This is a genomic window from Pseudidiomarina salilacus, from assembly GCF_047323925.1.
In the GTDB taxonomy this organism is placed as follows: Bacteria; Pseudomonadota; Gammaproteobacteria; order Enterobacterales; family Alteromonadaceae; genus Pseudidiomarina; species Pseudidiomarina salilacus.
Window position 1 is genome coordinate 61,286 of the sequence record NZ_CP178753.1, and the last position, 25,355, is coordinate 86,640.

General features: G+C 51.0%; 17 protein-coding genes. 5 read left to right on the top strand and 12 right to left on the bottom strand.

The window, feature by feature from the left end:
* The first annotated feature begins 8 nt into the window (after positions 1 to 8).
* Genes ACJ8W9_RS11805 through serA form a run of 3 tightly spaced genes read left to right on the top strand, consistent with a single transcriptional unit; the run spans position 9 to position 2,559 of the window.
* Positions 9 to 593: a 5-formyltetrahydrofolate cyclo-ligase gene (locus ACJ8W9_RS11805; protein ID WP_411360310.1), complete on the top strand. Its 585-nt coding sequence runs from the start codon at positions 9 to 11 to the stop codon at positions 591 to 593.
* A 45-nt stretch (positions 594 to 638) separates the two neighbouring features.
* The gene (gene rpiA / locus ACJ8W9_RS11810; protein ID WP_411360308.1) at positions 639 to 1,313 is read left to right on the top strand and encodes a ribose-5-phosphate isomerase RpiA; all 675 of its coding nucleotides are present in this window, start codon (positions 639 to 641) and stop codon (positions 1,311 to 1,313) included.
* Positions 1,314 to 1,317: 4 nt separating this feature from the next.
* Positions 1,318 to 2,559 (top strand): phosphoglycerate dehydrogenase, encoded by a 1,242-nt coding sequence (serA, locus tag ACJ8W9_RS11815; RefSeq protein WP_411360307.1) that lies wholly within the window; start codon positions 1,318 to 1,320, stop codon positions 2,557 to 2,559.
* Here the strand turns inward: serA and phoU are convergent.
* The 8 genes from phoU to ACJ8W9_RS11855 all read right to left on the bottom strand — a co-directional run bounded on the left by phoU (position 2,556) and on the right by ACJ8W9_RS11855 (position 12,644).
* Complete coding sequence (phoU, locus tag ACJ8W9_RS11820) at positions 2,556 to 3,293, bottom strand: phosphate signaling complex protein PhoU (RefSeq protein ID WP_034732875.1); 738 nt, start codon at positions 3,291 to 3,293, stop codon at positions 2,556 to 2,558. The genes serA and phoU overlap by 4 nt on opposite strands.
* Positions 3,294 to 3,303: 10 nt before the next feature.
* Positions 3,304 to 4,122 (bottom strand): phosphate ABC transporter ATP-binding protein PstB, encoded by an 819-nt coding sequence (gene pstB, locus ACJ8W9_RS11825; protein WP_411360305.1) that lies wholly within the window; start codon positions 4,120 to 4,122, stop codon positions 3,304 to 3,306.
* Positions 4,123 to 4,150: 28 nt separating this feature from the next.
* Entirely contained in the window at positions 4,151 to 5,806 is a 1,656-nt protein-coding gene (pstA, locus tag ACJ8W9_RS11830) for a phosphate ABC transporter permease PstA (protein ID WP_411360303.1), read from the bottom strand.
* A 14-nt stretch (positions 5,807 to 5,820) separates the two neighbouring features.
* Entirely contained in the window at positions 5,821 to 8,067 is a 2,247-nt protein-coding gene (locus tag ACJ8W9_RS11835) for an ABC transporter permease subunit (RefSeq protein ID WP_411360301.1), read from the bottom strand.
* Positions 8,068 to 8,311: 244 nt separating this feature from the next.
* Positions 8,312 to 9,283, bottom strand: coding sequence for a PstS family phosphate ABC transporter substrate-binding protein (locus tag ACJ8W9_RS11840; RefSeq protein WP_411360300.1), 972 nt, complete (start codon positions 9,281 to 9,283; stop codon positions 8,312 to 8,314).
* A gap of 124 nt (positions 9,284 to 9,407) precedes the next feature.
* A complete protein-coding gene (phoR, locus tag ACJ8W9_RS11845) occupies positions 9,408 to 10,718 on the bottom strand; it encodes a phosphate regulon sensor histidine kinase PhoR (protein WP_411360299.1) in 1,311 nt (436 codons plus the stop codon).
* Between the two features lie 17 nt (positions 10,719 to 10,735).
* On the bottom strand, positions 10,736 to 11,422 hold the full coding sequence (gene phoB / locus ACJ8W9_RS11850) for a phosphate regulon transcriptional regulator PhoB (protein ID WP_411360297.1): 687 nt from the start codon (positions 11,420 to 11,422) through the stop codon (positions 10,736 to 10,738).
* A gap of 85 nt (positions 11,423 to 11,507) precedes the next feature.
* Positions 11,508 to 12,644 carry an endonuclease/exonuclease/phosphatase family protein gene (locus ACJ8W9_RS11855; RefSeq protein WP_411361175.1) on the bottom strand — a complete coding sequence of 379 codons (1,137 nt, stop codon included), beginning with the start codon at positions 12,642 to 12,644 and terminating at the stop codon, positions 11,508 to 11,510.
* Positions 12,645 to 12,936: 292 nt separating this feature from the next.
* Between ACJ8W9_RS11855 and ACJ8W9_RS11860 the strand changes: the two genes are divergently transcribed.
* Both ACJ8W9_RS11860 and tadA read left to right on the top strand, forming a co-directional pair.
* Complete coding sequence (locus ACJ8W9_RS11860) at positions 12,937 to 16,140, top strand: TonB-dependent receptor domain-containing protein (protein ID WP_411360295.1); 3,204 nt, start codon at positions 12,937 to 12,939, stop codon at positions 16,138 to 16,140.
* 91 nt (positions 16,141 to 16,231) lie between these two features.
* Entirely contained in the window at positions 16,232 to 16,687 is a 456-nt protein-coding gene (gene tadA, locus ACJ8W9_RS11865; RefSeq protein WP_411360293.1) for a tRNA adenosine(34) deaminase TadA, read from the top strand.
* 11 nt (positions 16,688 to 16,698) lie between these two features.
* Here tadA and purL read toward each other — a convergent pair whose 3' ends face one another.
* The 4 genes from purL to guaB form a co-directional block, all read right to left on the bottom strand.
* Positions 16,699 to 20,595 carry a phosphoribosylformylglycinamidine synthase gene (gene purL / locus ACJ8W9_RS11870; protein ID WP_411361177.1) on the bottom strand — a complete coding sequence of 1,299 codons (3,897 nt, stop codon included), beginning with the start codon at positions 20,593 to 20,595 and terminating at the stop codon, positions 16,699 to 16,701.
* A gap of 222 nt (positions 20,596 to 20,817) precedes the next feature.
* On the bottom strand, positions 20,818 to 22,218 hold the full coding sequence (mltF, locus tag ACJ8W9_RS11875; protein ID WP_411360289.1) for a membrane-bound lytic murein transglycosylase MltF: 1,401 nt from the start codon (positions 22,216 to 22,218) through the stop codon (positions 20,818 to 20,820).
* Between the two features lie 5 nt (positions 22,219 to 22,223).
* Positions 22,224 to 23,798 carry a glutamine-hydrolyzing GMP synthase gene (gene guaA, locus ACJ8W9_RS11880; RefSeq protein ID WP_411360288.1) on the bottom strand — a complete coding sequence of 525 codons (1,575 nt, stop codon included), beginning with the start codon at positions 23,796 to 23,798 and terminating at the stop codon, positions 22,224 to 22,226.
* A gap of 6 nt (positions 23,799 to 23,804) precedes the next feature.
* On the bottom strand, positions 23,805 to 25,274 hold the full coding sequence (guaB, locus tag ACJ8W9_RS11885) for an IMP dehydrogenase (protein ID WP_411360287.1): 1,470 nt from the start codon (positions 25,272 to 25,274) through the stop codon (positions 23,805 to 23,807).
* Positions 25,275 to 25,355: the final 81 nt, after the last annotated feature.

Sequence of the window (25,355 nt, forward strand, 5' to 3'; positions counted from 1 at the left end):
ACAGCGCCATGCCACGACAGCAATTCAGAAAACAGCTCCTTGCCGCGCGTCAAGCGCTAAGTACCGCAGAGCGTGAGGCAGCCGCCCAACAGGTCAGTGAACGCTTACTGGCACTGCCTGAGCTGCAACAAAGCACCACCGTTGGCAGCTATTACAGCGTACGGGCGGAGCTCCCAACCCAAGCTCTGAATCAGCATTTACAACTGCAGCATCGACTGGCACTGCCGGTATTGCACCCTGTCAGTTTGCAGCATTTGTTGTTTTTGAAAGTGCACCCGCAAACCCGTTGGCAAGCCAACACCTACAACATTCCCGAGCCGCAACTGCGCTGCCCTGACATTGTGCCGTTAAGTGCTTTGCGGGTATTGCTAGTGCCACTGGTAGGTTTCGACGCACAAGGTAATCGACTCGGCATGGGCGGTGGCTTTTACGATCGCACCCTCGCCGCTTGGCATCAGGGCTTGTTACCTGATTTGCAGCCCATCGGTTTAGCTTTTGATTGTCAGTATGTTGAGGCACTGCCTCATGCGCCTTGGGACGTGCCGCTACCGCGGGTGATTACCCCTGCGAAAATATGGGACTTTCGGACCTAAGACTGTATACTGAAAGGCCATAGCCCACTCACTTTGGAAGTAGCCATGGCATCCGCACAAGATCAACTCAAACAACAGGCTGCACAAGCCGCATTTGACTACGTAAAAACCCATTTCAAGCCCGGTTCAGTGATCGGTGTCGGCACCGGTTCAACGGTGAATTTCTTTATCGATGCATTGGCCGAACTCAAGCACGACATTGAAGCTGCAGTTTCGAGTTCAGAAGCCTCAACTGAACGCCTCAAAGCGCACGGCATTCGTGTGGTTGACCTGAATACGGTGACCGAAGTGCCGATTTACGTAGACGGCGCAGACGAAATCGACGCGCACCTGCGCATGGTCAAAGGAGGCGGCGCCGCACTGACGCGCGAGAAAATTATCGCCGCCGTCGCACAAACCTTTGTTTGTATCGTCGATACCTCGAAGCAGGTGGGTCGTTTAGGGCGTTTTCCGATACCGGTTGAAGTGATTCCGATGGCACGCTCTTATGTCGCCCGCGAAATCGTCAAACTTGGTGGTGACCCGGTGTGGCGCGAAGGCGTGGTGACCGATAACGGGAACTGGATCCTCGACGTGCACAATTTTGATATCCTCGATCCGATTCATTTAGAACAACAACTGAATAATATTGTTGGTGTGGTCACCAATGGTTTGTTTGCCCAACGCGGCGCAGACCTTGCCATTGTTGCCAGTGCCAACGGCGTAGAGACAGTGAAGTAACCCCATGAGCCAAGTTTCTTTAGCAAAAGATCGTATTAAGTTTTTATTACTAGAAGGCGTGCATCAAAGCGCTGTCGAGATCCTCAAACAACGTGGCTATACCAACATTGAGTACGTGAAAACCGCACTCGATGAAGCCGAGCTTTGTGAGAAAATTCGCGATGCCCACTTCGTCGGTATCCGTTCGCGTACGCAGTTGACCGACAAAGTGTTCGCTGCTGCCGACAAGCTGATTGGCGTCGGCTGTTTCTGTATCGGCACCAACCAAGTTGATTTAGCCGCCGCGCGTAAGCATGGCGTGGTGGTGTTTAATGCGCCATTTTCCAATACCCGCAGCGTTGCAGAGCTGGTTTTGGCTGAAATCATTATGCTGTTGCGCCGCGTTCCCGAGAAAAATGCCGCCGCCCACCGTGGTGGCTGGGATAAATCGGCCAACGGTAGTTACGAAGCACGGGGCAAAGTATTAGGCATTATCGGCTACGGTCACATTGGCAGCCAGCTCAGTATTTTGGCTGAGCAGCTCGGTATGCAGGTACGTTTTTACGATATCGAAAGCAAGCTGCCGCTGGGTAATGCCAGTGCCGTTGCGTCGCTTGACGCGCTGTTGGCGCAAGCCGATGTGGTGACCTTACACGTACCAGAAACTGCACAAACGCAGTGGATGATTGATGCGCCGCAATTGGCAAAAATGAAACCCGGGTCGCTGCTGATCAATGCTTCCCGCGGTACAGTGGTGCAAATCGACGCGCTCGCTAACGCGCTACGCAGTGGCCATTTAGCAGGTGCCGCCATTGACGTGTTCCCCGTCGAACCGAGCAGCAATAACGCTATTTTCGAATCGCCGTTGCGCGGCCTCGACAACTGCATTCTTACGCCGCATGTCGGTGGCTCCACCCAAGAAGCACAAGAAAACATCGGCGTGGAAGTAGCCGGAAAATTGGCGCACTACTCCGACAACGGCTCGACCTTGTCTGCGGTGAATTTCCCAGAAGTATCGTTACCCACGCACCACGGCTCGCGCCGCTTGTTGCATATTCACGAAAACCGGCCAGGCATGCTGACCCGCATTAACCAACTGCTCGCCGAGCAAAACATCAACGTCTCTGGTCAGTACTTACAGACCGACGCCGATGTGGGCTATGTGGTCATCGACGTCGACACGCCGAAAGAAAGCAGCATCGCCGACGATCTGTTGGAGCAAATGCGCACGATTGAGGGCACCATTCGCGCTCGAGTGCTGTATTAGTCTTTTGGGTCGGCTTCGGGAGCAGAGCGGCCGACGGTGCGTGCCATAGATTCTGGCGACACGTGACGGACGTCTTTGCCTTTGACGAAGAAGATGATGTATTCGGCGATGTTTTGACAACGGTCGCCGATACGCTCCAGTGAGCGCGCTGACCAAAGGACGTTCATGACTTTTGGAATGCCGCGTGGATCTTCCATCATGTAGGTCATCAATTGACGTGTCAGGCCTTCGTACTGACGGTCGGCTTGGGCATCCATTTGATGCACTTCATAGGCCGCATCCAAATCCATACGGGCGAAGGCATCCAGCACACCGCGCAGCATTGCCAGTACCTGCTGCCCGAGATTTTCGAGGCTCACCAAAAACTGTTGTTGGTCATTGTTAAAGCTTTCAAGTGCAACGCGGGCGATACGCTCAGCTTCGTCACCCATCCGCTCAAGGTCGGCGATGGTTTTGAAAATTGCGATGATAAGGCGCAAGTCACTGGCTGCGGGTTGACGCTTAGCAATAATCTGCACGCACGCTTCATCGATTTGCACTTCGAGTGCGTTGATTTTGTAATCACGCTGCAAAATTTGCTCTGCCAAGTCATGGTCTGAGTTTTCAATCGCCAACAGCGAGTCACGTAGCTGCTGCTCCACCAAACCACCCATGTTCATCACCTGCGTGCGAACCGCGTCCAACTCATCGTTGAATTTGCCGGAGATGTGTCGACTCGTATTAATTTTATCCATGCCGTTCTCCTTAACCGTAACGACCGGTAATGTAGTCTTCCGTCTGTTTGTTCGACGGCGTAGTAAACAAGGTGTTGGTATCAGCGTACTCAATCAACTTGCCCATGTACAAGAACGCGGTTTGATCAGACACCCGCGCCGCCTGTTGCATGTTGTGCGTCACGATGACCACGGTGTACTTTTCTTTCAATTCGGTAATCAACTCTTCAATTGTCAAAGTTGAAATCGGGTCAAGTGCCGAAGTAGGTTCGTCGAGCAATAACACTTCAGGTTCAATGGCAATCGCACGGGCAATCACCAAACGTTGCTGCTGACCACCTGACAAACTGAAAGCGCTGGCGTTTAGACGATCTTTGACTTCGTCCCACAAGGCCGCGCCTTTCAATGAACGCTCGACCACTTCATCTAGCGTACGACGGTCGTTCACACCCTGCAAGCGCATGCCGTAAACCACGTTCTCGTAAATCGATTTGGGGAACGGATTGGGGCGCTGAAACACCATACCAATGTTGCGGCGCAAGGCAGCAACGTCGACATCTTTGTCGTAAATGTTCTTATCATGCAACCGGATCTCGCCGCTGACCTTACAAATTTCGACCAGATCGTTCATGCGATTAATGCAACGCAGTAGCGTTGATTTACCACAACCTGACGGACCGATAAACGCGGTGACGCGGTTCTTCGGAATCGCCATCGAAATATCATAAAGCGCCTGCGCATCACCGTAGTGCAGGTTCAAGTTATTGATAGTAAGTGCCGTTTCTTCAGCACTCAAGTTTTCTAAATCTAATTGTGTCGCTTCTTGCGTAGTCGGAGTTACCGAAATCATAAATAGACCTTTTCGCTGCTGAGCGCTGTTAGTGTTCTAACGAGCGATACTTTTCACGTAAATGGTTACGTACCCCGATAGCGGTTAAATTCAAACCAACAATCACGGTGACGAGTAAGAATGAGGTCGCATAGACCAACGGGCGCGCCGCTTCAACGTTAGGGCTTTGGAAGCCGACGTCGTAAATATGGAAGCCCAAGTGCATAAACTTGCGATCTAAGTGGAAGTACGGGAAGTTCCCATCCACTGGCAGCATCGGTGCTGACTTCACAACGCCTACCAACATCAGTGGCGCAACTTCACCTGCGGCCCGAGCCACGGCCAAAATAAGGCCGGTCATAATCGCTGGCGACGCCATCGGAATGATGATGCGCCATAGTGTTTCTGCCTTGGTCGCGCCGAGCGCTAAGCTGCCTTCGCGCAAGGTGCTTGGAATTCGTGATAGACCTTCCTCGGTCGAGACAATCACCACCGGCAAAGTCAAAATAGCCAAGGTAATCGCTGCCCACATCACCCCTGGCGTACCAAAGGTCGGGCTCGGCAAGGCTTCTGGGTAGAAGATTTGGTCCAGTGAACCACCCACCATATACACGAAGAAGCCTAGACCAAACACCCCGTACACGATAGAGGGTACGCCAGCGAGGTTAATTACGGCAATACGAATCAAGCGCGTGATGGCGTTTTTACCCGCGTATTCGTGCAGGTAAATGGCCGCAACCACCCCAAATGGCGTGACGATGATCGACATCAATAACACCATGAACACGGTACCGAAAATCGCCGGAAATACCCCGCCTTCAGTATTCGCTTCACGCGGATCGGCGCTGATAAACTTACCAATTTCGACAAAGAAGTGCCCTACTTTAGCCAATAACCCCATGTCGTTCGGGAAGCTAACATCAAGCATACGATACATCGGTAAAGTCACTTCTACGCCACGCATATCACGCATCACTACGGCGTCACGATTGGCCTGCTCGCGCAATTCAAACAACTCAGCTTCAAGCACTTCGTAGTCGGCACGTAACTGCGCTTCTTCGGCGGCAATACGCGCTTCTTCAGCTTCCGTTAATTTACCCTCGAGCTCTAACGCGCGGCGCTGCAGCCGCAGATCATTTAGCTCATAGTTGATCGCACCAATATCGCTGTCTTGTAGATCGCTGGCTTGCTCGTTGAGTTCCACTACGCGCTCGATACGTTCACGCAACACCGCACGAACGTTATCGCTAGTAGCAACCGACTCACCATTCTCAAGCACATCAACCACGTAACCATAGAAGTTACCGTCTTTGGCACGCTCCAGCTTGGCTAAGTCTTTGGGCGTCTCATCACGAACGATTTGTGGCTCTAGCACCCAAGTAAAATCGAGTGGCACGTATTCGCGGTTACCTACTTTAATGAGCCAACGATCGAGCATTTCTTCGTTGTAATTATCAAGTTCAACACCTGACTCTTGCAAACGCGATAATGGAATCGTTTCGCTATCGTAGACTTCACCAATAATGGTTGAAATAGAGCCATCTGTGGCACGCACGTCCATTTCGTGGATTTGCGCTGGCCAGAAGAACGACAAGCCGCGCCAACCGATCAAAATGAGTAGCCCGATGACCGCAATTAGACTGATGCTCACTGAACCTGCAGTGAGCCAAATCCACGGTTTTCCTGATTTAAACCAATCTTTCATGGAAATCCTCTTCGTTACATCGAGCTGTATTTTTCACGTAACCGTTGGCGCACAAGCTCTGCCACGGTGTTAAACGCGAAAGTGAAAACGAACAATACGAATGCGGCTAAGAACAAGATACGGTAATGCGAGCTGCCGACTTCAGATTCCGGCATTTCGACCGCAATGTTCGCAGACAAAGTGCGCATCCCCTCAAATATGTTCCAATCCATGATCGGCGTGTTACCGGTTGCCATCAATACAATCATGGTTTCGCCTACCGCACGTCCTAGGCCCATCATCACCGCCGAGAAAATCCCCGGGCTCGCAGTGAGTAGCACTACTTTGGTGAGGGTTTGCCAGGTGGTTGCACCAAGCGCCAAAGAACCATTCGACAGATGTTTAGGTACGCTGAACACCGCATCTTCAGCAATGGAGAAGATAGTTGGAATGACCGCAAAGCCCATGGCGATACCAACCACCAAGGAGTTACGTTGGTCAAAGGTAATGCCCAGCTCGTTGGTGAGATATTCGCGCACGTTACCACCGAACAGCCAAGCTTCGACCACCGGTGACATCGCAAACGAAAACCAACCGACGAAGGCTACCACCGGAATCAAAATCAGTGCTGCGCGGCCATCGGTGAACTTGTTGCGTAACGCTTGTGGCAGCAGCGATGATAGCGCCGCGAAGGCGACCACCGCGAGCGGCACTAAGATAATCACCGCGACAATGCCAGGCAAATAAGTCTCCACTATTGGAGCGAGCCATAGACCTGCCAAGAAACCAAGAATTACGGTTGGCAAAGCTTCCATAATTTCGACCGTAGGTTTAACGACTTTGCGTACCCCCGGCGACATAAAATAAGCGGTATAAACAGCTGCGGCCAAACCGATAGGCACCGCGAATAGCATCGCGTAAGCCGCGGCTTTGATAGTACCGAACGAAATCGGTACCAAGCTAAACTTAGGTTCAAAATCGTCCGAGCCTGACGTTGACTGCCATACGTAGTCTGGCTCTGGATAGCCTTCGTACCAAACCTCTTGCCAGATCCCGCTCCATGTAACTTCTGGGTGTTCGTTGACTAAGTCAAAAATGTTCAACTGACCTTGATCGAGTGCCAGCAAGGTATTTGCCCGCGGATCGATGACCATTTGCGTAGTGCTGTAACCATCAGGCTTCCCTTGGAATAGGTCCGCCTCAGAAGTGGTGTGGAACACACCCACGTCACCATCTTGCGCAATGGTGTAGAAGGTACGGCGATAATATTCCACCACGATGTCACTAATCGCTGATTCAGCAGCTTGGAAATCACGGATAAACTGATAACGACGACCATCATCGCCGGCCACTTCAAACCACTGCGTGACTTTACCGCCATCGTGACCGAATAATATCGAGCTAGCACCAGCTAACAGCGCCATATCGGTAATGTTGCCGTGGCGACGCGGGTCAATTGTAAGCAACTGCCGCTCTTTCACTTGTCCAGTGCGTGTGACGTCAAAAACCCAAAAACGATTGGCTTGACGCACCAATACCTGACGCAAATCAGGCGTGACTTTTATTTGATCAATACCACCAGTAATCGGCAACTCATGAAACTTCGAAGTCATCTCGACTTCACCGCTCAAGAAGTTACGCTCGGCTTGGACAAAATTAACAATCACGCGCTCATCAGCGGTTTCGCCCGCAAACAACATCGATTCACCATCATATTCGAAGGCGAGTTTGGTGATCTTGCCACCTTGCGCATCAACCTGGACCGGCTCACCATCGTTGACCATACTCACGCGCGGCTCGATGAACAGTTCGCCATCGCGGAAGCTGCTGCTAAACTTCGGCTCGACCATCACCACTTGGCCACCGTCGATGGCATATGCATAGCGATTATTCTGAGGCTGTGTTTGCGCAAATGCAGTCGGCGGATTTTCGGTGACTTGGTGCTTGAGTAACACTTTACCCGGCGCCCAATCAGTCCCCTGTTTCTCTTGCAAAGCAAAATAAATCAGTTCGCCTTGTCCGGTAAATTGATAACCGATTTCCGACTGTTCCTCGACGCCCATAGCTACGACTTGCTCGCTTGGACTGTCGATAGTGCGCGTGTGGTTAATTTCCACGCCGCGGAAAATAGGTTCGATTACGTAAAGCAGATAAAAGAAGATAAGCAGCAAAGCGACCAAAACCAAAATGCCGCCGAAGCTGACGCCCCAACGTGCGATGCGGTCTTTTAGTAGTCGATAATTGCTAGCTCCCAATGTGGGTTTCGCTGCCGACATTCTCACCTCAGATGGTAGATTTATGAACGATGAAGAGTATAGCTGGGAAGTATGACAGTATTGTTACACTACCGTCATAAAAGTGACATTTTTCAAATTCGGGGTTCGATATTCGTACGCTTCGCTGTTCGTCCGCGCTTCGCGCGGTTCGGAGTGCTCGAATAGCGCGAAGCGCGGACGAACAGTGAGGCTTACCGAACGGGCGAAGCGCGAAAACCGAAAAAGCCCGGCGGGAGCCGGGCTTGGTCTTTTAGTTGAGGCCGAGTTTTTCTAGCTCTTGTTCAACTACCATTTTTGGTAATGGAATGTAGCCGTCTTTGTCTACAATCTCTTGACCGGTTTTTGACAATACCATTTTTAAGAATTCAGCAGTTGCTGGATCTAATGGTTTGTTCGGGTGCTTGTTCACGTAAACATATAGGAAGCGCGCGAGTGGGTACTTACCAGCAAGTGCACTTTCAGTCGTTGCATCAACGTATTCTTCGCCTTCGGCAATCGCTATTGGCACCGTTTTGACACCAGAAGTCAGGTAACCAATACCTGAGTAGCCGATGGCATTCAATGAGGTTGATACCGACTGCACCACTGATGCAGAACCTGGCTGCTCGTTCACGTTTGGACGGAAGTCGCCATCACACAACGCGACTTCTTTAAAATAACCGTAGGTGCCTGATACTGAGTTACGACCGTACAATTGTAAGTCGCGATTTTCCCAGCTACCGGTTAAGCCTAAGTCACCCCAACGACGCACTTCTTGGGTTGCACCACACAAACGGGTGTTACTAAATACCGCGTCGATTTGCTCGATGGTCATGCCTTCGATTGGGTTGTCTTTGTGAACGAATACCGCCAAAGCATCGATAGCAACGCGCACTGCGGTTGGCTTATACCCGTGGCGCTTCTCGAAAGCTTCAATTTCTTTTGACTTCATACCACGACTCATTGGGCCGAAGTTTGAGGTGCCTTCCGTCAGCGCTGGTGGCGCAGTTGAGGAACCTGCAGCCTGAATCTGCATGTTGACGTTCGGGTATAAACGCTTAAATTCTTCTGACCAAAAGGTCATCATGTTGGCAAGGGTGTCTGAACCGACCGATGATAAGTTGCCTGAAAGACCGCTTACTTTTTCGTATTCTGGCAAGTTATCAGTTGGTTTTTGCGCCGCTGCCGAAGTAGCAACTAAACCGGCAACGCTCATAGCAATTAGGGCTGACTTAAGTTTCATAATGACTCCAATCGTCAATGCTGCGATGCAGCTTTTTATCAATGAACGTAGCGCAGTTTAGAATGTCAATGTGACAATTTGATGACAGCTTTTGTTTTTCTGTCACATTTCTGCCAACGAACTGTCATTTTTTATTCTTAGTAACGACCAGCTCTTCAGGAACACGCACCGAGAAGGTGGTGCCGCGCCCGACGACAGAGTCGATATTAAGCTTACAGTGGTGATGCTCGACCGCTTGCTTGACGATAGCAAGGCCCAGGCCTGAGCCACCTTTGGCACTGTTGCGATCTTTATCAATGCGGTAGAAGCGCTCGGTTAAACGCGGAATGTGCTCGGCCGGAATCCCAGGGCCGTTGTCGGTAACGCTAAACTCCATTTGCTTACCTACTGAGCGCCAGCGCACGACGATTTTACCGTTTGGCTGAGTGTAATGAATCGCGTTGCTCACCAGGTTCACAAACACACTACGCAATTCTTCCTCAATGCCATGCATCGACTGCTCAGCGATTTCAAAGCTCAATTGATGTTGCTTATCAGCATTTAACTGCTCAGCATCGGTCTGAATACGGCGTAACAGTTCAGGCACGTTGACCACACGCTCAAAAATATCACCGCGCGCAGAGTCAATGCGCGACAGTGACAGCAATTGATCGACCAAGTTGCGCATGCGCGTACTTTGCCCGTGCATATCTTGCAGCGCTTTATCGAGCATCGCTGGCGGCATGCTCTGCACGCCATCACCGAGCATTTCAAGATAGCCCTGAATTACGGTGAGCGGTGTTTTCAGTTCGTGCGATACGTTGGCGACGAAGTCTTTTCGCATTTGCTCTAGCCGACGCAGTTGCGTGACGTCACGTGCCATCAACAGAAACTGGTCATCGCTGTACGGCATAATACGAACTTCAAGTTCGATGTCCTCACGCACCGGTGAAGGCAAATAGATCTCTTTACTAAAGTCGCCCTTGCGCAAGTAGTTGATGAATTCAGGGTGGCGAATCAAGTTAGATAAGCGGATACCGGTATCGGCGGGCCATTTGAGGCCAAAGTAAAACTGTCCGAGTTTATTACACCAGAGCAAGCCACCGTCTTTACGAAACACGATAGCAGCATCAGGAATAGCTTCCGATGCTTCACGGAAGCGACGTAATAAGCGTGCCAAGGCACGGCGTCGTTGCTGACTGCGCCGTTGAGTACGATAGATGCCATCATAGATGTAGCTCCAGCTGCCAGGAGCGCTGGGTGGCAACATGGTGCGACGATGCCACAACCAGTCGACCAATTTGTACTGATAGAAGTAATGCCACGCGAGAATCGCGAGTAGCCCTAGGCTGAGGACTGGCCAGAACACATCAAACAGCCAGCCCACAATGCCTAACGGTAGGATGTACCAAAGAAATCCGCGCAGCAGAAATACCAGCGAAAACCGTCTATCCATTGCTTCGCCGCTCGCTATTAGCGACTAGAGAAGCGATAGCCCACGCCGCGCACGGTTTGCACCAAGCGATCATGGCCGTGCATTTCAATGGCTTTACGTAAGCGACGAATATGAACATCAACCGTACGGTCTTCGACATAAACGTTCGTGCCCCAGACGTTATCAAGTAACTGCTCACGACTATACACGCGTTCTGGGTGTGTCATAAAGAAGTGCAGTAATTTAAATTCCGTAGGGCCCATATCAAGGCGGTCGTTGTAGGCAGTCACACGATGGGAAATCGGATCCAGCTTCAAGCCTTCGATTTCCAACGGCTCATCCAGTGCCGTTGGTGACACGCGACGGAATACGGCGCGCATCCGTGCCATCAGTTCTTTCGGCGAGAATGGCTTGGTAATGTAGTCGTCAGCGCCGACTTCTAACCCACGCACTTTGTCTTCTTCTTCACCGCGTGCAGTCAGCATAATAATCGGAATATTACGTGTGAAATCGTCACTCTTTAACTTTTTCGCCAATTGAATACCTGAGCCGCCCGGTAACATCCAATCCAATAAGATCATGTCTGGGAATGGCTCAACAATTTTTTCTAGTGCGACTTGATAGTCGTTGGCTTCCACTGCTTGGTAGCCGTGTTGTTCCATGACAAAGCTCAACATTTCACGGATCGGAGCTTCGTCTTCAACAATTAAAATTTTTCGTGACATCGTGCTTCACCTAGTCGTTTTTTAGCGCTGTCATTATTACGACATAATGTGACAGATTTATGAATCTACGACATTTTTGTGAAATTTACTGCAATTGGATGTCAATCCACACTAAACGATGGTCAGAAGAGCTACCTCGCGAACTCACCAAATCGGCTTTTGCTTGCTCCGGTAACGGCCAGAACACACCACCATCGATAATATCAATACCAAAGCTCGACGGTAGCACGTAGTCGGCGCGCTTGCGCCAACTGGCGGTATGTTCTGCCGCCAGCGGATTATCCGGACTATGTGCGGCGCCGCCAGCACTGGTCGGTACGTATTCGCCCTGCACTGCCGGATGTTCCAACAACTGACTGATGGCACCGGGGACGTTATCGTCGCTTTCAATGGATGCATTTAAATCGCCGGCAATCACAAATCGCGACTGCTCAACTAGACCGCCTTTGCGCCCTTGGTCATCGTAAATAAAGTCATTGGATTGCGAGCCAATATACTCGCGCCAGAAGCGAATTTCATCGAAGTTACGGCGGCCATTGCGATTTTCTTCGCCGTCAAATACCGGCGGCGTTGGGTGACTGACGAGTACATGCAAATCATAGTCTTCCACCTTTACGACGACATCCCAATGGGACTTCGAGCTCAACGGCATTTCATTCCAGATATCGTCGTTATACCAATATTCGTGTGTGCCGGGGAGCAGCGGCCTTAAGGCGCCAGGCAAGTCTTGCCAACGAAAATTTTGGAAAGTGCGCGTGGCCTCACGATCGATCGGGTGGCGCGAAAGCACTGCCATACCGTATTGTCCTTCGTAATTCCCATACCCCCACGCATCATCGCCAATGCCCTGCGCTTTGCCGTCACGATTTAGATCGTAAGGACTCGCGCGACCAGTATTGACCGGCGCAATAAAGTGATACGGGTAATCGATGGGCGCTTCGCCATTTTGACTAACGCTTAAAAATGCCTGCTGAAAGGTTTCAAGTACTTGTGCATCGGGTAAGTAATCAAATTCATTCAGCACAATAATATCGGGGCGCACGTGTTGAATAATTTCGGCGATGGCGCGAATTTGTGCGTGATTGTCAGCCAGAGCTTGCGGCAGTGCTTGAGCGCCCTCGGTTTGCCATTTGTCTGCAGAAAGATAATTAGAGGCGTCCATGCTGACATTAAAAGCGGCGACTCGCAGTGTCGCTGGCGGAGTTTTTGGAGCCTTTGCCATATCACATCCAATGAGCCAAAAAGTTAAAAACGCTACAGCTATTGTTTTTACTGGAATTGAGGTTTGCATGAGCACAAGCTCGCTAAAAAGAAATAAGAAACTACCATATTAACTGGGAATTTTATCTGTGCAAGTAAGCAAAAAACAGCGTAAAATATGTCACACAAATGACATATTCGTCTGGCATTATACTGCGGACGTGTCATGAAGGCTTAATAACAAAAGCGGTATAGCCTTTTGAATACGAGTTTTGTTACAACCATCAACCCAGGAAAATAAAATGAACAGCTCAATGCGATTTTCGCGTACAGCGAGTGCTATTGCGGTGGCTTTAGGCCTCGCATCAGTACCAGCAATGGCGCAAGATACTTCAGCGTCTATGCGTGGTTCAATCCTCTCTCCAACCGGTCAAGGTGCCGAAGATACTCGCGTTATCATCGTACACCAACCGTCTGGAAGCCGTTTTGAAGTAACGACTGACGATGAAGGTAACTTCATTGCAAGTGGTTTACGTGTAGGCGGTCCTTACCGGATCACGATCGACTCAGATGCATACCGCGATGCGACTTACAACGAAGTTTTCCTAAAATTAGGTGAGACTTTCCGCTTGAACGCGCAGCTAGAAGCTGACGCAGTTGAGCGCATCAGCGTCACTGGCGCAGTTATTAACCCTACTAGCTTAAACAGCGGTTCAATGAGCTCGTTTGGCGAAGGCAACATCCGTGAAATGCCGACGTTCAACCGGGACTTGAAAGACATCATCCGTCAGAACCCGCTAGCGGTTAACTTAGCTGACGAAGACAGCTCATTAACAGTTGCCGGTAGCAACCCGAAATATAACTCAATTACTGTTGACGGTATCGGCCAGAACGATGACTTCGGTTTGAATGGTAATGGTTACCCAACTCAGCGTTCACCAATCTCTATTGCTGCAGTAGAACAATTGTCAATTGACGTTGTGCCTTTCTCGGCGAAAGATGGTGGCTTTAGTGGCGCGAAAATTAACGCGGTTACTAAATCAGGTACCAACGAGTTCGAAGGTGAATTGTTCTATGAATACACTAGCGATTCATTGACTGGTGACCCAGAGCCTTCACGTTATGAACCAAATTCAGCAGCTCCAGAACTTGATTTCTCTGAGAAGACTTGGGGCTTCGCAGCTGGCGGTCCAATCATTGAAGACAAGCTTTTCTTCTTCGTTAACTACGAAAAATATGAAGAGCCAAAATCAATCGAACGTGGTCCAATCGGTGGTTCAGCTAACCAACAAGCTTCTGTCACTCAAGACGAAGTTGCTCGCGTAACGCAAATCGCTCGCGACGTATACGGCGTTGACGTTGGTACTTGGGAAACAAACCCAGTACAAGAAGACGAAAAAATGTTGGTGAAGTTAGACTGGAACATCAACAACAACCACCGTGCGGCTTTCACTTATCAATCAGCTGAAAGTAACGCAACCAACAACAACAATGGTAGTTCAAGCACCCTTCCATTGTCTTCACGTTGGTATGACAAGAGTGAAGAGTTGACGGCAATGGCATTGCAAGTCTACTCAAACTGGTCTTCAAGCTTCTCAAGTGATTTCAAAGTATCACGTAAAGAAGTTGATACTGCACAGGCTCCGTTATTGGGTCTGAACTTCGGTCAAGTGAACATCCGTACCGAAGACGGCACCATTCAAATCGGTCCAGACCAATTCCGTCACGCCAACGCATTGTCGAACACGACCACTGAGATTCAGTTTAACGGTGAGTACCTGTTGGGCGACCACGCTATCGGTTTTGGTTATGAATATGAAGAAGTTGATATCTTCAACTTGTTCGTACCACAATCATTGGGTGTGTGGGACTTCGATACTATTGATGACTTCGCTAACCAAGATGCTGCGTTCTTCTCTTATCGTAACGCCTTCACCAACAATGCCGCTGACGGCGCTGCTTCATTGAAGCCTGCTACTCACGCATTCTATGTTGAAGACACTTGGGCACCTACCTGGGACTTGGAAGTTAGCTACGGTTTACGTTATGAGCGTCAAGCAGTTGACGGTTCACCACGTTACAATCAAAACTTCGAAGACCGCTATGGCTTTGCTAACACTGAAAACCTAGATGGTCGTGATATCTGGATGCCACGTGCTGGCTTCAAGTATCAGCTTACTGACGCATACCGTTTGCGTGGTGGTTTCGGTCGTTACGCCGGTGGCCGCCCTAATGTTTGGATTTCAAACGCCTACTCAGTTGACGGTGTAACAGTTGTAGACGCACCGCGCTCAGTAACAGAGCAATTCTTGTCAGGTGTTGATATCACTGAAGTTCCACAAGCAGTTCGCGACAGCTTGACTGCTGGTGACGGTAACACCACACCAATCGATCCTAACTTCGAGTTGCCAAACGAATGGCGTTACAGCCTCGCGTTGGACTACGAAGGAAGCCTGGGCTTCTTGGGTGACGACTGGTACGCAAGTGCTGAGTACATCCGCACTCGTAAGCAAAACGACGTACGTTGGGTTGACTTAGCGCGTCGTCCATTGCTTGACGAAAACGGTGACGTAGTACGCACCTCTGACGGTGGTCGTATCATCTACGTAGTTGACGATCCGCTTGACGACTTCACGCCAACTGAAATCGGTGAGTTCGGTGGCGTTAACCGTTCAGACATCTTGTTGACTAACGGTTACGGCGGCAACAGTAACATCTATACTTTCAGTATGGGTAAAGTGTTTGACAACGGTATCTCGTTCAACGCGTCTTACACTAACCAAGACATCAACGAAGCAGTTAACGGTGGCTCTTCACAGGCTACTTCTAACTACCAGTACGTGACTGCACTTGACCGGCAGAACCCACAGCCTGCAACTGCTGGCTATGAGATCGAGCACCGTTTCGTTATCACTACCCAGTACTCAACTGAGTTGTTCACTGGTTATGAGTCGAAATTCGCGATGTTCTTCGAGCGTCTGTCAGGCCGTCCATACAGCTACGTTATGAGCTCGTTCCGCGACTCAGACTTGGGTGACCAGTCGTCGTTCAACAGCTCAAGCCAATACTTGATGTACATCCCAACTGGAGCTGATGATCCAAACGTGGTGTATCAAGGTGGTTTGACTTATGACGATATCGCGCAAATCATTGCTGACCGTGGTTTAGAGCAATACGCGGGTGGTTACACTCCACGTAACGGTACTACTGGTCCTTGGAACACCAACATTGACTTCCGTTTCGAGCAGGAGTTACCTGGTCTGTGGGAAGGTCATAAAGGTTCATTGTACTTCGACGTGAAAAACGTTCTTGCCCTGTTTGACGAAGAGTCAGCTCAGCAACACGTGATTCCATTCGCTGATACAACTCAAGGCCTAGTTGACTTCGGTGGCTTAACTGACGAAGGTCAGTACATCTACGCACCAGTATTTGGTGGCTTGGATGACTACCCACCAACTCGCTACCGTGCAGAAGCTTCTACATGGCAAGTTAAAGTAGGTATTCGCTACACCTTCTAATAGGGCTGTAGTTAACACCTAACAACAACTAAAATAGAGCCCCTGTCAGATTATCTGCAGGGGCTTTTTTTATGATTGGGATATCTGTTCTATGAACCATGAGTTGTTTATGCAGCGCGCACTTGAACTGGCACAACAAGCCGAGGAACTGGGCGAAGTGCCGGTCGGAGCTGTGCTGGTCAAAGACGATGTCATCATCGGTGAGGGCTATAATCAGGTGATTGCCACTTCCGACCCGAGCGCGCATGCTGAAGTTGTGGCGATTCGAGCGGCTGGAGCGGCGCTACAAAACTACCGCATTGTCGATACCACTTTGTACGTGACACTTGAGCCTTGTGCCATGTGTGCTGGGGCAATGACCCATGCACGTGTGGGAACCTTGGTTTTCGCTGCAAGTGACCCGCGTACAGGCGCAGTCAATTCAGCTATTGAAGTATTGAATCACCCGACGATGAATCACCGAGTTGAAGTCATAAGTGGGGTGCTAGAAAAACAAAGCGCCGACTTATTGCGGCGCTTTTTTCGGGCAAGACGGAAGCAGAAGTAGCCGTTATCGCGTTAACCTAAGTAAACGCGAGCGTTGCGGAACATCCGCATCCACGGGCTGTCTTCACCCCAAGAATCCGGATGCCAGCTATTTGCCACGGTGCGGAACACACGTTCAGGATGCGGCATCATAATGGTGACCCGACCATCAGGCGTAGTCAAACCGGTAATGCCTTCGGGTGAACCATTCGGGTTGGCTGGATACTGGGTTGCCACCGCACCTTTGTTGTTGATGTAACGCATTGCCACTAAGCCCTGCTCTTTCAGTTGCGCCAAGGCGTTGCCTTTGAATTCAGCACGGCCTTCGCCATGTGAAACAGCGATTGGCATTTTCGAACCAGCCATATCTTGCAAGAATAACGACGGGCTCTGCTGGATCTCAACCATGCTAAAACGTGCTTCGAAGCGCTCTGAACGGTTGGTCACAAAGTGCGGCCAGTGTTCCGCGCCTGGAATCAACTCTCGCAAATTCGACATCATTTGACAGCCGTTGCAAACGCCTAAAGCGAAGGTTTTATCACGCTGGAAGAACGCTGCAAATTCATCGCGGGCACGACTGTTGAACAATACCGACTTGGCCCAGCCCTCACCGGCACCTAACACGTCACCGTAAGAGAAGCCGCCACAAGCGACCAAACCATTGAATTTCTCCAAGCTGACGCGACCAGCTAAGATATCGCTCATGTGCACGTCGACTGCGGCAAAGCCAGCACGGTCAAAAGCTGCGGCCATTTCGACGTGTGAATTCACGCCCTGCTCGCGCAAAATCGCGACCACTGGATCACGTCCCGTATTTATATACGGTGCCGCTACATCTTCACTCACATCAAAGGTCAAATCAGCGAACAATCCGGTATCTGTTGCATCTTGCTTCGCTGCAAACTCTTCGTCCGCACAGGCAGGGTTATCACGCAAGCGCTGCATTTGATGGGTGGTTTCTGCCCATAGCTTACGGTAGTGGCTGCGCGCTTGTTGCAACACTGCCTGACCATTGCGGGTGAACAACAATTGGTCGTTGTCAGTAACTTCACCTAGCACATGGAAATGTTCAGCCAAGCCTGCTTCAGTGTAAGCGTTTTGCACCTTTTCTAAATCGGCTTCACGCACCTGAATCACGGCACCTAACTCTTCATTGAACAGTGCAGCTAAATCATCCGCTACCAGCGAGTCGAGTGCGACATGGGCGCCACAATGACCGGCAAAAGCCATCTCGGCGACAGTGATAAACAAACCACCGTCAGAGCGGTCGTGATAGGCGAGGAGTTTCTTCTCGTGAATCAGCTGCTGAGTAGCAGTGAAGAAGCCCTTCAGCAATTGCGCGTCATCAACATCTGGCGTTGCATCGCCGAGTTGACGATACACTTGCGCCAGCGCAGAACCGCCTAAACGCGCTTTTCCGGCTCCCAGATCAAGCAATACTAGCTTGCTCGGACCTTGGTCAACGCGCAGCTGTGGCGTCACTGTGCGGCGCACGTCACGGACCCGGCCAAACGCCGTAATCACAAGACTCAATGGTGCGGTCACGGCTTTGTTCTCACCGTCCTGTTGCCACTGGGTTTTCATCGACATCGAATCTTTACCGACTGGAATCGTGATTCCCAGCGTTGGGCATAATTCTTCGCCAACAGCTTTAACGGCTTCATACAGACCAGCATCTTCACCTGGGTGGCCAGCTGCGGCCATCCAGTTGGCGGACAATTTAATATGCTTTAACTCGCCAATATCAGCGGCAGCGATATTAGTCAGCGCTTCGCCAACGGCAATGCGCGCTGACGCAGCAAAGTTAAGCAATGCTAGAGGTGTACGTTCACCCATTGCCATGGCTTCACCAGCATAAGTGTCATAACTTGCTGCGGTGACCGCCACGTCAGCCACCGGAATTTGCCATGGGCCAACCATTTGGTCGCGAGCCACCAGCCCGGTAACGCTGCGATCGCCAATGGTGATCAAAAAGGTCTTTTCGGCAATCGTTGGCAAGCGTAATAACCGCTCCGCCGCTTCGTCCAGCTCGATGCCATCGCTGCGCAAGGCTTTGCCTTCAGCGCGCTTAGTTTGCACCTCGCGATGCATCTTCGGCGGCTTGCCAAGTAGCACATTGAGCGGCAAATCAATTGGAGTGTTGTCAAAATGCGCATCGGTCAGCGTCAGGTGTTCTTCTTCCGTCGCTTCACCGATAACGGCAAATGGCGCACGCTCACGCAAACAGATTTCTTCGAATACCGCCATGCGCTCCGGCGCAATCGCCATCACATAGCGCTCTTGTGATTCGTTACACCAAATCGCCAGTGGCGACATGCCAGGTTCATCATTCGGCACCTGACGCAATTCAAAACGGCCACCACGACCGCCATCGCTGACCAGTTCAGGCATGGCATTGGAAAGACCACCGGCACCGACATCGTGAATAAAAGCAATCGGGTTTTTGTCACCAAGCTGCCAACAGCGGTCAATGACTTCTTGGCAACGACGCTCCATTTCTGGGTTGTCACGCTGTACCGAAGCGAAATCCAAATCGGCACTTGAGGCGCCTGAGGTCATGGATGACGCAGCGCCGCCACCGAGGCCGATATTCATTGCTGGGCCACCCAACACCACGAGTTTCGCGGCAATTGGGATCTCGCCTTTTTCGACATGCTGTTCGCGAATATTGCCCATACCACCGGCAATCATGATCGGCTTGTGATAACCGCGGACTTCAAGCCCGTTATGGCTATCGACCCGCTCTTCATAGGTACGGAAATAGCCAGTCAAAGCAGGACGGCCAAATTCATTATTAAAGGCTGCGCCGCCGAGTGGGCCTTCGAGCATGATATCAAGGGCGGTGACAATCCGATCAGGCTTGCCAAAGTCTTCTTCCCAGGGTTGTTCGAAGCCTGGAATGCGAAGGTTGGACACGCTAAAACCGACTAAGCCGGCTTTTGGCTTGGCCCCACGACCTGTGGCTCCCTCGTCACGAATTTCGCCACCTGAGCCGGTTGCGGCGCCAGGGAATGGAGAAATTGCAGTAGGATGGTTGTGGGTCTCGACCTTCATCAAAATGTGAATTGGCTCATGGAAATAGCTGTATTCACCGGCCGCTTGGCTGCCAGCTGGATACGGATAGAAGCGCCCTGCTTCTGAACCGGTCATGACCGCGGCATTGTCTTTGTAAGCTGACAAGACATGCTCTGGGGTAACTTCGAAGGTGTTTTTGATCATTTTGAACAGGGATTTGACCTGCTCTTTGCCATCAATGGTCCAATCGGCGTTGAAAATCTTATGGCGGCAATGCTCAGAGTTTGCTTGGGCAAACATGTACAGCTCGATATCGTTCGGATTGCGCCCTAACTTGGTGAAGTTCTCGAACAGATAATCGATTTCGTCATCAGCCAGCGCCAGTCCCATCTCAATGTTGGCATTACGCAATGCTTCGCGACCACCAGCGAGAATATCCACCGACTGCAATGGCGCAGGTTCAGCGGCGCCAAATAATACCGATGCTTGTTCAAGTTCGGTTAATACAGTTTCGGTCATGCGATCGTGCAACGCAGCTTGTGCAGCGGCCAATTGCTCGGCAGATAAATCGCCGGCCAGATAGTAAGCAATGCCACGTTCGATTCGGCGCACGTTCTGCAGGCCGCAATTGTGGGCGATATCTGTGGCTTTTGATGACCATGGTGAAATCGTGCCTTGACGCGGTGTGACCACCAAGAGTTGCCCTTGCGGGAGATGCTGGGCGCGGGCTGGGCCGTAGGTTAGCAATTGCTTCAGCACGTTCCGGTCAGCTTCGCTTAACTCGCTCTGAGCATCCACAAAGTGCATAAATTCGGCGTAAATACCTTGCACCGGAACATCAGCTTGCTGCAGACGTTGCAACAATTTTTCCGTTCGGAACTCAGACAGGGCTGGGGCGCCGCGTAATATCTCCACAGATCATTCTCCAGGTTGGCAAATAGGATGGCGTTTCATCGACCATTTGAAGCCGCGTATTATAGTCATTTTTCGATCACTTCACTACCGCTACGAGCTACTCGTCGGCAGACTTTTCACACAGCCTAAACCATTTTTGGCGGCGTTCGTTTTGTAAGTGTCGTTGTTTGCGCAGCCATGCACGACGGCGTGAATGTTGACTTAATCTTTTGCTTTGCCGCATTAACGAGCCTCATCGCCACTGCCAATCGGCAGGGTTATTTGCAGGGGTTGTGCTGGAATGCGTCCGCGCTCGTCCAGCCACACCAAAGTGTCATAGTAGCGACGTATGTTCCCTACGTATCGCACCGGTTCGTCACCACGCGCAAAGCCAAAGCGGGTTTGACGATAATATTTTTTCTGTCGTAATAAGGGTAGACGCTTTCGTACATCGATCCAGCGATCGGGGTCACCGCCTTGGCGCTCGGTAAGGACGCGCGCATCTTCTAAATGTCCGTAGCCGATGTTGTAGGCGGCTAATGCAAACCAGGTACGATCGGGCTCTGGAATCCGTGCGGGGATAGTTTGCAGCATACGCTCGAAATAACGCGCGCCACCACGGATGCTCTCTTCAGGATTCAAGCGACTGGTAACGCCCATCGCTTCCGCTGTTGGCAAGGTCAGCATCATCAGTCCACGCACCCCAGTCGGTGACGTCGCGCGCGGATTCCAATGACTTTCTTGGTAAGAAATAGCTGCTAACAAGCGCCAATCCAATATACCTGAATGCTCCACAAAAAAGTCACGATACTTCGGCAAGGTGGTTTGCACAGCGTCAATGAAGAAGCTGGTATCGACATAGTTGAATTGCGATACGTGGCCAAAATGTTGATCCACCAGCCGCGCCAGTTCGCCTGACTGACGTAGTTCACCAAAAAAGCGAATCACTTCAGCATACAAAGAGCCATCACGCCCAGGTGCCAACATCCAACTGATATCGATATTATCGCGAATGGTGAAGGCAACGCTGATATTGGGAAAATAACGACGCTGCACATCGAGAATATTGCTGTCGGTAATAGTGAAGGCGATTTCACCCTCGATAACCGAGCGCAGCAGTTCGGTGGCATCATGTTCACTGGTGGCGCGCCACTTCAGTTCAGGATAATTCTTGGCATTGCGTTGCAACCAATCGTGGTGCGAACTGCCCGCTACAACGACGACTTCGGCATCGACATCATCCCAGTCGCGTGGACGGTCGCGCGCGCCTTGGCGATAAACTAAGCGTTGTGAAATTTCTTGATACGGCGGTCCGAAGCGGTAATTTTTGTCGCGCGACGGCGTACGATCGAGGCCAGCCGCGACCAAATCAACTTGTTCGTTATCGAGCAAAGTGAACAAGTCATTGACGTTGTAACGCGAGACAATTTGCAACTCGACATCGAGTTGTTCGGCAAAAGTTGCGGCGAGTGCATATTCAAGGCCACTCTCACTTTCAGCATCGTGATAGTAAGTGGAGGGGCCAAGCAGGGTACCCACGCGCAAGACTCCGCGCTGTTGGATTTCGTACAGGTGGTCGGGCTGCGGTTGTGGCGCGCAGCCAGCCAGTAGCAACAATGCTAGCAAGCCGAACCAGCGCGCCATACTAGCTATTCCCACTCGATGGTAGCAGGAGGCTTACCTGAAATGTCGTATACGACACGCGAGATACCGTCAATTTCATTGATGATCCGGTTCGAAACCTTTTCCAGCAACTCATAAGGTAAATGTGCCCAACGTGCGGTCATAAAGTCAATAGTTTCAACGGCACGTAACGCGATGACCCAGTCGTACTTGCGCGCATCGCCCATCACACCGACCGAGCGCACCGGCAGGAATACCGCAAAGGCTTGGCTGACGTCGTGATAGATCCCCGCTTTGCGCAGTTCACTAATGAAAATGTGGTCCGCGCGACGTAGTAAGTCGCAGTACTCTTTTTTCACTTCGGCCAAAACGCGTACGCCCAAGCCCGGTCCTGGGAACGGGTGGCGATACAGCATGTCGTATGGCAAACCAAGTTCTAGACCGATTTTGCGTACTTCGTCTTTAAACAATTCGCGCAATGGCTCTACCAACTGCAGTTTCATATCTTTTGGCAGGCCACCCACATTGTGGTGTGACTTGATCACGTGGGCTTTACCAGTTTTCGAGCCAGCAGACTCGATCACGTCTGGATAAATGGTGCCCTGCGCCAAATAAGAAACGTCTTTAATGCTGGTGGCTTGCTCGTCGAAAATTTCGATGAACACGCGGCCGATAATTTTGCGCTTCGCTTCCGGATCTTTTTCACCTGCTAAGGCATCGAGAAAGCGATTTTCAGCATCAACATGCACAATATTGAGACCGTAGTGATCACCGAACATTTCCAGCACTTGCTCAGCTTCTTGCCAACGCAACAAACCGTTGTCGACAAACACACAGGTCAGCTGGTCGCCAATGGCGCGGTGCAATAACATCGCTGTGACCGAGCTATCCACTCCACCCGACAAACCTAAAACAACTTTGCCGTTGCCAACTTGTTCGCGAATACGTGCGACCGCATCGTTGATAATGTGGGCGGCAGTCCAATTGGTTTCACACTCGCAGATTTCCACGACGAAGTGCTCAAGCATGCGCATCCCTTGGCGCGTATGCGTCACTTCTGGATGGAACTGCACACCATAGAAGTCGCGCGTATCATCGGCCATCGCCGCGATTGGACAGGTTGGTGTTTGCGCAACAATGTGGAAGCCTTCAGGAGCTTCAATCACTTTGTCACCGTGGCTCATCCATACATCGAGTAATGGATTGCCATTTTCGTGGACGGCGTCCTCGATGTGGTGGAACAGTGGGCAAGGTTCAGTGCGTTCAACTTGCGCATAACCGAACTCACGCTCCAACGAGCCTTGTACTGTTCCGCCTAGTTGTGCGGCCATGGTTTGCATGCCGTAGCACACACCAAGGACCGGCACCCCAGCTTCAAATACGTACTCAGGCGCACGCGGTGAACCTTCTTCCGTTACTGACTCTGGACCACCCGACAAGATAATACCGTTGGGATTAAAATTTTTGATGTCTTCGGCAGCGACATCCCAAGCCCACAATTCACAGTAAACGCCAATTTCGCGAATGCGTCGCGCAATCAACTGAGTGTATTGCGAACCAAAATCTAAAATCAAAATGCGATGAGCATGAATATCTTGCATGTTGGCTTAACCCATTCGGTAGTTAGGTGCTTCTTTGGTGATTTGCACGTCGTGTACATGCGACTCGCCCATACCGGCAGAGGTCACGCGCACAAATTGTGGTTTGGTGCGCATCTCTTTGATGGTCGCACAACCGGTTAATCCCATTGACGAACGCAATCCGCCCATCTGCTGATGGATGATATTCGAGATCGGTCCTTTATAGGCAACGCGGCCCTCGATACCTTCTGGCACCAATTTTTCTGCCTCGTTGCTGGCTTGGAAATAACGATCGGAAGAACCATGGCGCTGATTCATCGCACCTAGGCTACCCATGCCACGATAAGACTTGTAGTAGCGACCTTGATACAGTTCGACTTCACCCGGTGCTTCTTCGGTACCTGCTAACATACTGCCGACCATCACGCAGTCGGCACCAGCGGCGATGGCTTTGGCGATGTCGCCAGAAAAACGAATGCCACCGTCGGCAATGACTGGAATACTCGTGCCTTTAAGGGCATCAACGGCGTCGCTAATCGCGGTGATTTGCGGCACGCCACAACCGGTAACGATACGAGTGGTACAAATAGAACCCGGGCCAATACCCACTTTTACCGCGTCAACGCCCGCATCGGCAAGCGCTTTCGCCCCGGCTCCGGTGGCAACGTTGCCGGCGATGATTTGTAGCTTTGGATATTGTTTACGCGTGGCTGCGACGCGGTCAATCACGCCTTGCGAATGACCGTGCGAGGTATCGATGAGCAACACGTCAACCCCAGCTTCAACCAGCGCATCGATGCGTTCTTCGGTGCCAGGACCGACACCCACAGCGGCACCTACGCGTAAGCGACCTAATTCGTCTTTACAGGCGTTCGGCTTGTTTTCTGCTTTGGTGAAGTCTTTTAAAGTGATCATGCCGCGCAAATGAAAGGCGTCGTCGACCACCAAGATCTTCTCAATACGATGTTGATGCATCAGCTCGAGGATTTCATCGCTGCTGGCACTCTCTTTAACCGTTACCAAGCGATCTTTCGGCGTCATGATACTTTGTACGAGTTTGCTGTTATCACTCTCGGCACGCGTATCACGACCGGTAATGATGCCAACCAATTCGCCACTAGGCTCAACGACCGGAAAACCATGAAAGCCATGCTCGACACTCAGTGCACGAATTTGGCCAAGTGAGGTGTCAGGGCTTACGGTTACAGGATCAGAGACCATCCCACTTTCGTATTTTTTAACCTTACGAACGTGCGCGGCTTGTTCTTCAATCGTCATGTTTTTGTGGACGAAACCAAGCCCACCTTCTTGCGCCAAGGCAATGGCGAGGGATGCTTCGGTGACGGTATCCATAGCTGCTGAGACCATCGGAATATTAAGTTCGATACCGCGTGTCAGGCGCGTGCGCAGGTCAGCAGTGTGAGGTAAAACAGTCGAATGACCGGGGACGAGTAAAACGTCATCAAAGGTAAGAGCTTCTTGAGCGATTCTTAGCATGGCAACATCCCAATGGCTGAGTTAATGTTGCGGGCAGATTTTACTCGTAAACGGCTTTTCAGTAAACTGATTTTTTCTCGC

Bases quoted from the DNA above. Each gene is read 5' to 3' on its own strand.
- ACJ8W9_RS11805 (WP_411360310.1), top strand. From the start codon at position 9: ATGCCACGACAGCAATTCAGAAAACAGCTCCTTGCCGCGCGTCAAGCG.
- rpiA (WP_411360308.1), top strand. From the start codon at position 639: ATGGCATCCGCACAAGATCAACTCAAACAACAGGCTGCACAAGCCGCA.
- serA (WP_411360307.1), top strand. From the start codon at position 1,318: ATGAGCCAAGTTTCTTTAGCAAAAGATCGTATTAAGTTTTTATTACTA.
- phoU (WP_034732875.1), bottom strand. From the start codon at position 3,293: ATGGATAAAATTAATACGAGTCGACACATCTCCGGCAAATTCAACGAT.
- pstB (WP_411360305.1), bottom strand. From the start codon at position 4,122: ATGATTTCGGTAACTCCGACTACGCAAGAAGCGACACAATTAGATTTA.
- pstA (WP_411360303.1), bottom strand. From the start codon at position 5,806: ATGAAAGATTGGTTTAAATCAGGAAAACCGTGGATTTGGCTCACTGCA.
- ACJ8W9_RS11840 (WP_411360300.1), bottom strand. From the start codon at position 9,283: ATGAAACTTAAGTCAGCCCTAATTGCTATGAGCGTTGCCGGTTTAGTT.
- phoR (WP_411360299.1), bottom strand. From the start codon at position 10,718: ATGGATAGACGGTTTTCGCTGGTATTTCTGCTGCGCGGATTTCTTTGG.
- phoB (WP_411360297.1), bottom strand. From the start codon at position 11,422: ATGTCACGAAAAATTTTAATTGTTGAAGACGAAGCTCCGATCCGTGAA.
- ACJ8W9_RS11855 (WP_411361175.1), bottom strand. From the start codon at position 12,644: ATGGCAAAGGCTCCAAAAACTCCGCCAGCGACACTGCGAGTCGCCGCT.
- ACJ8W9_RS11860 (WP_411360295.1), top strand. From the start codon at position 12,937: ATGCGATTTTCGCGTACAGCGAGTGCTATTGCGGTGGCTTTAGGCCTC.
- tadA (WP_411360293.1), top strand. From the start codon at position 16,232: ATGAACCATGAGTTGTTTATGCAGCGCGCACTTGAACTGGCACAACAA.
- mltF (WP_411360289.1), bottom strand. From the start codon at position 22,218: ATGGCGCGCTGGTTCGGCTTGCTAGCATTGTTGCTACTGGCTGGCTGC.
- guaA (WP_411360288.1), bottom strand. From the start codon at position 23,798: ATGCAAGATATTCATGCTCATCGCATTTTGATTTTAGATTTTGGTTCG.
- guaB (WP_411360287.1), bottom strand. From the start codon at position 25,274: ATGCTAAGAATCGCTCAAGAAGCTCTTACCTTTGATGACGTTTTACTC.